The sequence below is a fragment of the Paenisporosarcina quisquiliarum genome (assembly GCF_027563315.1).
GTDB lineage: Bacteria > Bacillota > Bacilli > Bacillales_A > Planococcaceae > Paenisporosarcina > Paenisporosarcina quisquiliarum.
The window spans coordinates 140,856-152,536 of sequence record NZ_JAMKBJ010000007.1; the positions used below are offsets into that span (position 1 = coordinate 140,856).

10 protein-coding genes are annotated in these 11,681 nt (G+C 39.6%); 4 read left to right on the top strand and 6 right to left on the bottom strand.

Annotated features, from left to right (window positions below):
• Positions 1 to 268: 268 nt before the first annotated feature.
• The 6 genes from M9R32_RS10055 to M9R32_RS10080 form a co-directional block, all read right to left on the bottom strand.
• Positions 269 to 1,402 carry a bifunctional cystathionine gamma-lyase/homocysteine desulfhydrase gene (locus tag M9R32_RS10055; RefSeq protein ID WP_269926612.1) on the bottom strand — a complete coding sequence of 378 codons (1,134 nt, stop codon included), beginning with the start codon at positions 1,400 to 1,402 and terminating at the stop codon, positions 269 to 271.
• Positions 1,399 to 2,337: a PLP-dependent cysteine synthase family protein gene (locus tag M9R32_RS10060; RefSeq protein WP_269926613.1), complete on the bottom strand. Its 939-nt coding sequence runs from the start codon at positions 2,335 to 2,337 to the stop codon at positions 1,399 to 1,401. Before M9R32_RS10060 ends, M9R32_RS10055 begins: the two co-directional genes overlap by 4 nt.
• Positions 2,337 to 2,807, bottom strand: a complete 471-nt coding sequence (locus M9R32_RS10065; protein WP_269926614.1) for an S-ribosylhomocysteine lyase — start codon at positions 2,805 to 2,807, stop codon at positions 2,337 to 2,339. Before M9R32_RS10065 ends, M9R32_RS10060 begins: the two co-directional genes overlap by 1 nt.
• Before the next feature lie 12 nt (positions 2,808 to 2,819).
• Complete coding sequence (locus tag M9R32_RS10070; protein ID WP_269926615.1) at positions 2,820 to 3,455, bottom strand: class I SAM-dependent methyltransferase; 636 nt, start codon at positions 3,453 to 3,455, stop codon at positions 2,820 to 2,822.
• A gap of 146 nt (positions 3,456 to 3,601) precedes the next feature.
• Positions 3,602 to 4,144: a GNAT family N-acetyltransferase gene (locus M9R32_RS10075; RefSeq protein WP_269926616.1), complete on the bottom strand. Its 543-nt coding sequence runs from the start codon at positions 4,142 to 4,144 to the stop codon at positions 3,602 to 3,604.
• An 11-nt stretch (positions 4,145 to 4,155) separates the two neighbouring features.
• Positions 4,156 to 6,132 (bottom strand): S9 family peptidase, encoded by a 1,977-nt coding sequence (locus M9R32_RS10080; protein WP_269926617.1) that lies wholly within the window; start codon positions 6,130 to 6,132, stop codon positions 4,156 to 4,158.
• A gap of 139 nt (positions 6,133 to 6,271) precedes the next feature.
• Between M9R32_RS10080 and M9R32_RS10085 the strand changes: the two genes are divergently transcribed.
• From M9R32_RS10085 to M9R32_RS10100, 4 genes are all read left to right on the top strand, one after another.
• Positions 6,272 to 6,547 (top strand): hypothetical protein, encoded by a 276-nt coding sequence (locus tag M9R32_RS10085; RefSeq protein WP_269926618.1) that lies wholly within the window; start codon positions 6,272 to 6,274, stop codon positions 6,545 to 6,547.
• A 70-nt stretch (positions 6,548 to 6,617) separates the two neighbouring features.
• Positions 6,618 to 8,192, top strand: coding sequence for an FAD-dependent oxidoreductase (locus M9R32_RS10090; protein ID WP_336283072.1), 1,575 nt, complete (start codon positions 6,618 to 6,620; stop codon positions 8,190 to 8,192).
• 241 nt (positions 8,193 to 8,433) lie between these two features.
• Complete coding sequence (locus M9R32_RS10095; RefSeq protein WP_269926619.1) at positions 8,434 to 10,257, top strand: SpoIIE family protein phosphatase; 1,824 nt, start codon at positions 8,434 to 8,436, stop codon at positions 10,255 to 10,257.
• Between the two features lie 136 nt (positions 10,258 to 10,393).
• Positions 10,394 to 11,533 carry a zinc-dependent alcohol dehydrogenase gene (locus M9R32_RS10100; RefSeq protein WP_269926620.1) on the top strand — a complete coding sequence of 380 codons (1,140 nt, stop codon included), beginning with the start codon at positions 10,394 to 10,396 and terminating at the stop codon, positions 11,531 to 11,533.
• Positions 11,534 to 11,681: the final 148 nt, after the last annotated feature.

An 11,681-nucleotide genomic window follows, 5' to 3' on the forward strand; every position in this document is an offset into this window, starting at 1 on the left:
GCGAATTGTCCCCTAGACTCCATCACCCCAATATGACATTCACTCACAACAAGATTTTCGGTTCTTTTGATGAGAGAGCTGACATTTCGTTGGACGAATTCAGAGTTTCGTTGGACAATATGAAGATTTCGTTGAACGAATCTCGAGTTTCGTTGGAATCACCGTAATGAACAGCATCTAAATTGCCCGCCCGCACCATCGTTTAACAGAGACAAAAGAAAAAACCACTCCCTATAAATAATGGAGTGGCTGAAATCTACGAGTATTATTAAGCTAATCCTTGCTCTAAATCTTCAAGTAAATCTTCTACGTCTTCGATACCAACTGAAATACGCACAAGGCCATCTAGAATCCCTAGTTCCTGACGGCGGTCTGCTGGAATGGAAGCGTGCGTCATTCTGGCCGGTACGGAAATTAAGCTTTCCACCGCTCCAAGACTTTCTGCAAGTGTGAAGTATTTCAATTTCTTGAGTAACTGATCGGCTTTTTCAGTACTGCCAACATCAAAAGAAATCATGCCGCCAAAGCCAGTAGCCTGATTTTTCATAATGTCGTGACCAACATGTGATGCCAATCCTGGATAGAACACTTTTCCTACAGCTTCATGTGCAACCAGGAAATCCGCTATACGTTTCGCATTTGAATTCGTTTCTTCCATGCGGATTCCAAGTGTCTTCAAGCCACGAATCAATAACCACGAATCTTGTGGCCCTAAAATTGCACCCACTGAGTTTTGAACAAAGTGCAGGTCTTTCGCTAACTCTTCAGTTGCAACAACTACCAGTCCAGCAACTACATCACTATGGCCACCGATATATTTCGTAGCACTGTGCAATACAATATCCGCTCCAAGTGCTAGCGGTTGTTGCAAGTAAGGTGTCATAAATGTGTTATCAACTATCGTCAGCAAGCCTTTTGCTTTTGCTAATTTAGCGATTTCCGCAATATCCGTGATTTTCAATAACGGATTGGTTGGAGATTCAATAAAGACCGCTTTTGTGTTTTCTTTAATTGCCGCTTCAAATTCAGCAGCGTTTGATGAATCAACAAACGTGGATTCAATTCCGAAACGGTTCAATACTTTTGTCATGACACGGTATGTACCACCGTATACATCATCCGTCATCACAATATGATCACCTGCATTGAAAAGCATCATGACTGAACTGATTGCAGCCATTCCTGAACCGAAAGCGAAGCCTGCATGGCCACCTTCGAGATCACTGATTAATACTTCAAGTGCATGGCGGGTTGGATTCCCTGTGCGTGAATATTCATAGCCACGAAAATCACCTACGGCATCCTGTTTATATGTGCTTACTTGATAAATTGGTGTAGAAACCGCACCTGTCGTCTCGTCCCCTACAATTCCCGCGTGAATTAATTTCGTTTTTGGTCTCACTCTGCTTCATCCTCCTTCAGTAATTCATAAACTTTTTGACTTAAATAGCGTTCGCTTGAATCTGCAAAGATAGTGACGATATGGCTGCCAGGTTTAGCGACTTTCGCTTCTTCTAGCGCAGCATAAAATGCCGCTCCTGACGAACTACCTACGAGAAGCCCTTCTTTTTTAGACAATACACGCAGTTTCGCAAAGGCATTCTTATCCGTAACCGTATGGATGGCATTAAAGTAATCTGTGTCCATATAGGCTGGTAAAAATTCCATTCCGATGCCTTCCGTATAATGCGAACCGGGTTCTCCACCATTTAAAATAGAGCCTTCAGGTTCCACAATCACCGTCTTAATCTCTGCATTTTGTCCCTTTAAATACTTCGTTGTACCCATGAACGTACCTCCAGAACCTGCGCCTGCGACGAAGACGTCTATTTGTCCGTCTAAATCACGCCAAAGTTCTGGTCCTAATGTATGGACATATGTTTCAGGATTAGCTGGATTTGAAAATTGAGAAGGTGAAAAAGCACCAGGAGTTTCTTTAACAAGCTCCGCCGCTTTTTCAATGGCTCCTTTCATTCCAAATTCAGTAGGTGTATTTATTATTTCAGCGCCTAATGCTCGCATCAGTGTTTGTTTTTCCATGCTGAACTTTTGCGGCACCACAAATTTAACGTTATATCCTTTACCTATTGCAGCAAGAGCGACTCCGATTCCTGTGTTGCCAGCTGTTGGTTCGATAATCGTACCACCTGGTAGCAGTTTTCCTGATTGTTCCGCGTCTTTTAGTAAAGAAACGCCCAATCGATCTTTTACGCTACCGCCAGGATTCATGAATTCAAGCTTTGCAAATATGCGGCAATTATTAGGAATCTCGATATTTTTGATTTCCACAACCGGCGTATTACCGATTAGTTCATGTACGCTGCCGTAAACGTTCATTATGCTTCCTCCGCAAATACGTTACGCCACTCATCTTTCTTCGATAGCATTTCGCGAGCGATTTCTTTCGCACCTTCTAAACTGTGATTCGCAGCCCAACCACATTGCACTTCATTACATGCAGGAACTTCAGTAGCTTGAAGGACATCTTCCAGCGTTTTTTCCAGAATCGTTAAGATTTCTTCGTAATCATCATGGTTGATTACCGCAAGATAAAATCCAGTCTGGCATCCCATCGGACTCATATCGACCACTTGATTTGTATGGTTGCGAATATTTTCAGCCATTAGATGTTCGATGGAATGTAAACCTGCCATTTCCATATGTTCTTTATTCGGTTGTTTGAAACGAATATCATATTTTAGGATTTCATCGCCATTCTTGCCCATTTTGCGACCTGCAAGACGTACATAAGGTGCCACTACTTTTGTATGATCTAAGTTAAAACTTTCAACATTCATTTGTTTCATCATAAACACTCCTTATTTTTTAGTTGCGTCCATTAACCACACATAATCATTCATTTGTTCGAACTGAACTTCAAATCCAGCTTTTTCAAACGCCTGCTTCAACACCGGAACCGTTGTATAGTACTCTCGTTCCAGATCATCTGCCACATTGTTATATCCACGGGCGCGTTCTTTTGTAATCTGAGCTTGTTTTGCTTCTTCAGATACAAATACAGTATCTGCAAATACGATTTTCCCACCAACCGGCAATATACTAGCATATGTGTTCAAAGCATTTTCTTTCTCTGTATCTGTTAAATGATGAAAAACATACGAGCTGACAAAAGTATCAACTTTTTGTGGTGTCTCAAACGCTATTAAGTCCCCATCCACTATTGCTAATTCAGGAAAACGTTTAGCTGTTACCTTACGCATTGCTTCATTTGGTTCAATCCCAATGACAGGAAAGCCCGCATCTATTAATTTCGCCGTCAAGTTGCCAGTTCCTGTTCCAAATTCAACAATTGTGCCAATTGACTTAGCGGCAACTGCAGAAAGAATCTCTTCATATTTATCAAATACATCGCGGTATTCCGGATCTTGTCCAGAGACAGATGCATCATAAGAGTGTATCCAGTCATCAAAAATATTTACGAATTCACGTCCCATAGTAAATTCTCCTTTTTATACATATATTATTCCAATAAGTTTACTTGGTATTAGGTTAACAGACTTATTTATAGCATAGTTTTCGCTTTATTTCTACTCTCGAATCCAAAAAGACCCCTTTCGAATAATCGAAAAGGGTCTTGATTTCATTTAAATTGTGCTTCCCATTCTTCACGTAAAATGCCCATGCGAATCGAGTCATAGTATGTGCCATTATAGAAACGAACCTTGCGAATACGAGCTTCCATTGTCATGCCAAGCTTTTCCCCGACACGAATCATCCGGTAATTTCCGGACCAGGTGGTAAAACCTACACGAATAAGCGGCATAGTTTTAAAGAGATGGTTGGTCCATTGTCTTAACGCTTCCGCACCATAACCCCCGTTCCAATATTCCGGCTTAAAGATAACGATTCCCATCTCCAGCCACAAAGAAGGTTCATGCTCCCAGTAATACGACACCATCCCAATAAGTTCACCGTTCACTTCGATTCCGTGCATAAACTCTCTATTTAAATAGCGTTCTTTATCGGATAAAAATTGTTCAAACGTTTTGGGTGAATATGGATAATACGGTGCGTCCCATTTTTTCCATTCAGGATTTTCTTCTTTCGCACTCATTTCCCATAGATCACTTAAATCTTCTTCATAAAAAGGTCGCAAGTGGACCTGAGTAGTTGCATCAATCAAATCTTTTCACCTCATAAATACTTATCAAACCAACCTGTAATTTGTTCGAGTCGTGCATACCGTAGATTTGGATAGCCTGTTCTCGACAAGTTATGATCCGCATCCGGGAAACGCACGAAGCCTGTTTCTTTTTTCATTTGTTTCAAGGTAATGTAAAGTTGCTCCGCCTGTTCGATTGGACAACGGAAATCTTTTTCACTGTGTAAAATCAATAATGGTGTTTCGATATTCTTAGCATATTTCAGTGGAGAATGATCCCATAGTTTCTCAACATCCGTCATATCCGCTCCGATTTGCCAGTCATTGAAATAATAGCCGATATCTGAAACCCCAAAGAAACTTACCCAGTTGGAAATCGATCGTTGCGTAACCGCTGCTTTAAAACGATTTGTATGACCGACGATCCAGTTTGTCATGAAACCACCGTAGCTTCCACCAGTAACCCCTAAACGACTTTCATCAATCCAGTCATTTTCAGCAAGTACCGAATCAAGACCTTTCATAATGTCTTCATAGTCACCGCCGCCATAGTTACCGCGAACCGCATCGACGAATTGCTGACTGTAGCCATGACTGCCACGTGGATTTACATATAATACCCCGTACCCTTGTGCTGCTAAAAGCTGTAGCTCATGGAAAAATGTATTGGCATACATGGCATGCGGACCACCATGAATTTCAACAATTAATGGATACTTTTCACCTTGTACATAGCCTGCAGGTTTCATTAACCACCCATGAACGTCCCATCCTTCTGCACCTTCATAGACAATTGCTTCTGGTGACACCAATTCAACTTCATTTTCAAATGTTTCATTAAAAGAAGTTAACGCCTGTCTTTCTCCAGTGGCAATTGTCTGAATATAAAGTTCGCCAATATGAGTTGGATTTGACAGTGTAAGGAGGGCGAATTCTCCAGATTTCGCAACATCGTAGCCATAAATATATTCATCCTCGCCTGTAGCCGGATACATTTCTCCTTCTAATGAAGCGGCATACAATCGGACATCACCCATTGTGGAAACCTGGAAATATAAATGGTTATCTTTCGTCCACACAACGCTCGGTGCATTTGCTCCTTGCTGGGTATCTGCAACGACATAATCCCCTACTGGAGCGTCAATGCCTTCCGTCAGAATTTCACGGGTACCTGAATCGATATCATATACGTAAAGCTCGGTATGTGTGGCGTTTTTATATGCCGCTTCGCTGCCAACAAACGCCAGTTTTTTATCATCTAATGAAAATGCGGCACCGCCGAAGTATCCTTCTTCTTCAATAACAACCGTTTCCTCCTTCGAGTCCACGTCTACCAAATACAACGATTGACGGAATTCGAAATCCTGGTTATCTGAACGATTTACACTAAAGACCAGTTTGGTGCCATCGTGTGAAACTGCCTGTAGTGAATAAAAATGGTTGCCCTCCGTAAATTGTGTTACTTCCCCAGTTTCAATATCAATTGAACCAATATGTTTATAACTGTCTTGCGGCAGCAATCCAACTCCGTCCATTTTGTACTTCATCTTACCCACTACATATGGTTCCGGCTTTTTCTTTTCCTCTTTATCCGGTTCATCGGTAAAGCACTTTCCTTCTTTCAATGAAGCGGAAAACCAGATTTTCTTTCCACAAGGAGACCACACGAAATTACTAACTCCTTTTTCGAATGAAGTCAATTTACGTGCTTCTCCACCTTTTGTGGACAATATATATAGTTGATTTTTATCGTCCCTTGTCGATAGAAACGCAAGTTTTGAGCCGTCATTAGAATATGTAGGGGTTGATATTTTCTCTTTACCATGTGTCCATTGAGTCAATTCTTTTGAGTCCAATTCTACATGCCATAGATTTGCTTGGTATGTATTTTCTTTGTCATCAATTTTTGTATGCACAAAAACCGCTTCTTTTTGATTCGGTGCCAAAGTAGGCTGAGTAACCGAAACTAATTGATTCAGATCGTCTATCGTTAATTTGCGTTTTGACATTTTATTTCCTCCCTAGGTGTCGCATATTACCTATTTCGACATCCGTAAGAATTTTCCTTTAAATATGAACCATATTTTTCCCATCGATTATTCGAATTGAATGCAGTATGTTTGTTATATAAAAATTGGGGGTTTTATTATGGGATGGATCCTGGGTGGAAGTGCATTGATTCTTCTAGGCTTAGTAGGTATATATTTTATGGTATACAAATACGATCGAGATAAATTTGAATTGAATCATATTGATTCCCCTTCAACCGATAGCATCATCGTCTCCATTGTTTTCTTAATTGGAATACTCCTGATTGCTGTATTTTTTGAAAAACTGCCGATTTGGCTTGCGCGGAGTATCCTCCTCCTGGTTTGCCTAATTCCCATTTTGATTGGGGTAATGGTTATTCTGGAAGAAATATAATGAATACCACCTCCTTATGTAGTTCAAATTATTCCTTTCCCATGATTGTATTTTCTGGAAAAGGGTAATAATGAAGAAACTACGAGCAGGAGGTTTTATTATGTGTGCACTCGACTTACCTAAATTCACAAAATCCTATTGGAGAAAAGAACATTCAAACAAAACATATCCACCATTTGAATCTGATGTTTCAGCAGAAGTGTGTATTATAGGAGCTGGTATTACCGGGGTGACTGCAGCATACAGCCTCGCGAAGGCAGGCGTAAAAGTAATCGTAATTGAAGGCAGCAAAATCGCCAGCGGGACTACAGGATTTACGACCGCGAAAATAACGGCACAGCACGGGATTATATATGATGAATTAATACAAACATTTGGGAAAACCACAGCACGTCAATATTATGATGCCAATCAACAGGCTCGTGAACAAATACAAAAATGGGTAACCGAACTTTCCATCGATTGTGATTTCGAAGAACGTCATGCCGTTCTTTACGCACAAACCTCGCAAGGTGTGGACCAATTACATACGGAGAAAGCAGCTTATGACAAGCTCGGTATTCCTGGTGAATTATCAATATCGATGAATGAACTACCATTTCCGGTAAGTGAAACATTAACCTTGCCAAACCAAGCTCAATTTCATCCCGTAAAATATATTAATGGGTTAGTTAAAGAAGCCCAGAATCTTGGCGTGACTTTTTATGAAAACACTCGAGCAAGCTCGCTTAAACATAACGATGAAATTGTAATCGAAACGACGAACGGGAAGAAAATAACAGCCAAGCAAGTCCTTGTGACAAGTCATTTTCCATTTAACGATAAAAACGGTCTCTATTTTTCAAAATTATCCCCTCAACGATCCTATGCGGTGTGTGTCAGAGTACCAGATGAGCATCTGAACGGCATGTATATCAATGTAGAAAAACCAACCCGTTCCATTCGAACTGCCAAAGGAGATAAAGGAGAAAATTACGTAATTGTCGGTGGTGAAGGTCACAAAGCTGGACAATATGAAGATCCTACACATGATGAATCTACAGTGGAACGCTATGAAACACTCGTCCAATTTGCCAAACAGCATTTCCCTGTCCAGTCCATCGACACTCATTGGTCTGCTCAAGATTTAGAAACACTTGACCGTGTACCCTATATCGGCGAAATGACATCAGGCTTGCCTCATGTATTCGTAGCAACCGGATTTGCCAAGTGGGGGATGACAAATGGAACGGCTGCAGGTCTTTTATTAGCCGATCTGGTACAAAATAAATTTAATGTCAATAAAGAATTATACTCGCCGACTCGATCAAAACTAAAACAACATGATACGAAAAACTTTGTAAAAGAAAATACAAATGTCGCCAAAGAATTAGTGAAAGGAAAATTCACACGACCTTCAGATACTCTTGAGAATTTACAGGTAGACGAAGGACGTATTGTGATGATTGACCATCATAAGACTGGGGCATATAAAGATGAACACGGGAAAATACATTTAGTTAAACCTACATGTACCCATTTAGGCTGTGATGTTCATTGGAATAATAGTGAACGGTCATGGGACTGCCCATGCCATGGTTCACGTTTCTCCTATACAGGCGAAGTTTTGGAAGGTCCCGCAGTTAAACCGTTGGAACGTAGATAAATTATGCTTTTAAAAGTCAATCCTTTGGTATAATAAGGATTGGCTTTTTTCTCGTATAATCTGTAAGATGTAGTTTATTGTCGTACTTCACTGTTTTAATACTTTAAAAAGCTACATAGTACTTACATTTTCTAAGAACAACATTTTTATAGTAAATTATCTTTCTGAACTAAAATATATATGTTAAGCCATTGGAGAAAACATGAATCCTTTTACCCCTAATACCACAGCACGTTTAAATATGTATATTTTAGTCTTGTGCATTGTTTGTGCAAGTTTTTTCATCTTCCCTACTTTTTTTACTACTCTTTATGAACCACTTCAACCCAGTCATGCCGTCAATCATTTACTTTTCGAGATGATTTCAATCTTTGTTGCAATGAGCATAGCAATTCATAGCTGGATTACTTATGGTGAAGCAAAAGCTCATTTTCCAATCTTACTAGCGGCTGCTTTCTTCTCCGTGGGCATTTTGGATACATTTCATGCATTGACATTTTCCGGTATGCCTTTATTTTTCATTGAAAGCAGCTCCTTAACTTCAACTTGGTTTTGGATTCTCGCGAGATTAACGGAGAGCGCAATTCTAGCCCTCGTTTTTTTGACACCTACGATTACAAGTCGCTTAAATCGAAATATCACGTTTGCAATTGCTACAGTTTATTCAATCATTTTAATAGCTTTCATCTTCGTTTTTCATCAGGACTTACCGCTACTTATTTTAGAAGGAACACCTACTTTATTCAAAAATTCATTGGAATTGATAACGGTATTTCTGCATCTGTTTGTAATTTTTCACTGTCTAAAACATGCAAATAAATTTAATAGTATTGTCATTCGTAATTTATACATCATTGGCGCTTTTTCTATGGTGTTATCATCTATCTTTTTTGTTCGATATCAATCTGTAGATGCCTATCTAAATATGGCTGGACATTTATTTAAAATCATTGGGTATTCTATGTTTTTCATCGTTTTGTTCACAGTCAGTGTGAAGGCTCCTTTTAAAAACATCACACGTTTGCATGATCGCAACCGAATGATGTTTAACATGCTTGAACTTGGAATCATCGAAACGAACGCCAAAGGGGCCATCCATTACGTAAATATGTCAGCGAAAGAATTATTACAACTTCCAGCCAACTCAACAGAGATATTGCTGATGAGTCAGTTTGAAAGTAAAGCAACCATTGGAGAAATTTACGAAGAGATCACCTCCTATACAGGCGAAAAAATCCCTGTAGAAATTGATCGTTTCCCATTAATTGAAAGCAAAAAGATTATAGGTTACTTCTATACCTTACGCGACTTACGTGAAGCCATTGAAAATGAACGTTTAGCAAAAGAAAAATCAGTCACCGATTTTGAAATTGAAACTGCTGCTGCCGTGCAAAAAGATTTCTATTCCGAAATCTCTTCGGGGGATCAGATTGGCTTTGTATCGTATCCTTTTAAACGATTAAATGGCGATTTCTATAACATCCTGAAACAAGGAAGTAAAACGATGGTGACCATTGCTGATATTAGCGGGAAAGGTATTCCAGCTGCCATTCAAACATCTTTGATGATTGGAGCCATTGAGCACGTTAATTTACACCATGAGAAACCGGATCAATTTGTGGAGTTTATCAATCGAATGTTCTCCAAATATAGCAAGTCAGAACATTTTATGACGTTGTTTACCATGATTTATGATGAAGAAACTCGTATGCTTCAGTATTGCTCAGCAGGCCATGAACCTTCTCTGCTATATAACAAAGGAACAAATACATTCAACTTCTTAGAAACCAAGGGAGCAGCGATTGGCTTTTTTAAAGAAGCTTCCTATGAAACAAAAACAATTCAGCTATCAAAAGATGATATTGTCGTTCTTTATACCGATGGCTTAATTGAAGACCGTGGAAATCTTGAAGGCGATTTATTCGAGGATATGATGGACTCCATTCGCCACTCAGACTTGACCTTATCAGCTGATACTTTGTCTAAACATCTTATTACTGAAGTTGAGAAAAAACGTCAAGGCCTTATACACGATGATCGCACTGTTATTGTATTAAAAACATAAAACGAACCACACTAGCAAGTAGCTCAATTTCTGAGTTACTTGCTTTTTTAAGTTCATGCAATATTTTTGTAATGTTTTGAATTTTTATGCCAGGGTAAACTTTTTAGTGTTGAACACAATTTGAGGAGGATGGTATATGAAGGCAGTTACATTTCAAGGAACGAAAGATATCAAAGTAAAAGAAGTCGAAGATCCGAAACTTCAAAAACGAGATGATATTATTGTTCGAATTACCTCTACAGCCATTTGTGGATCGGATTTACACATTTATCAAGGAGCTCTTCCCGCTCGGAAAGATTACATAATCGGACATGAGCCTATGGGAATTGTTGAAGAAGTGGGACCGGAAGTGACGAAGGTTAAAAAAGGAGATCGCGTGGTATTACCGTTTAACATATCTTGTGGCGAATGTTATTACTGTAATCACGATATGGAAAGTCAATGCGATAACTCTAACGACAATCCAAAAGTCGACACTGGGGGCTACTTCGGCTTTACAGAGAGGTACGGAGATTATTCCGGAGGTCAAGCAGAATTCCTGCGTGTACCTTATGGGAATTTCATGCCGTTTGTCATTCCTGAATCTTGTGAATTAGAAGATGAATCCCTTCTCTTTATGTCTGACGTTTTACCGACAGCTTATTGGAGTGTTGAAAACTCCGGAATGAAAGCTGGAGACACGGTGGCCGTTTTGGGGTCAGGGCCAATTGGTTTAATGGCTCAAAAATTCGCTTGGATGAAAGGCGCAAAACGTGTAATCGCCGTCGATCATTTGCCATACCGTTTAAAACATGCAGTGAAAATGAACAATGTCGAAGTATTCAACTTTGATGAATATGATGATATGGGTAGCCATATCAAAGAAATCACAAACGGTGGCGTCGATGTAGTAATTGATTGCGTAGGTATGGACGGGAAAAAGTCCGCAGTTGAAAAAGTCGAGCAAAAGATGAAATTGCAAGGCGGAACCTTGAGTGCAATTGACATTGGCTTAAATGCCGTGCGTAAATTTGGGACGATTCAACTGACCGGTGTATACGGTTCAAAATACAATATGTTCCCACTTGGGAATATTTTCGAACGCAATGTAACATTAAAAATGGGTCAGGCGCCTGTCATTCACTACATGCCTTTACTGTTTGATAAAATTACAAAAGGCGAATTCGATCCAACAGAAATCGTGACACATAAAGTCCCACTCGATAAAGCAAGTGAAGCTTACCAACTCTTTAACGACCATGAAGATGAAAGCATCAAGTTTGTCTTGAAGCCATAAGCCATAAAGAAAATCCCTTTATGAACTGACCTAGTGTTATGAGACACATATAAAACACCTATATTAGGCTGCCAAACATCCAAATTCTTTTGGTGTGAGGTAGCCTAATTTTTTTTGAATTCGTTCTTCGTTATAGTGACGAAGGTAT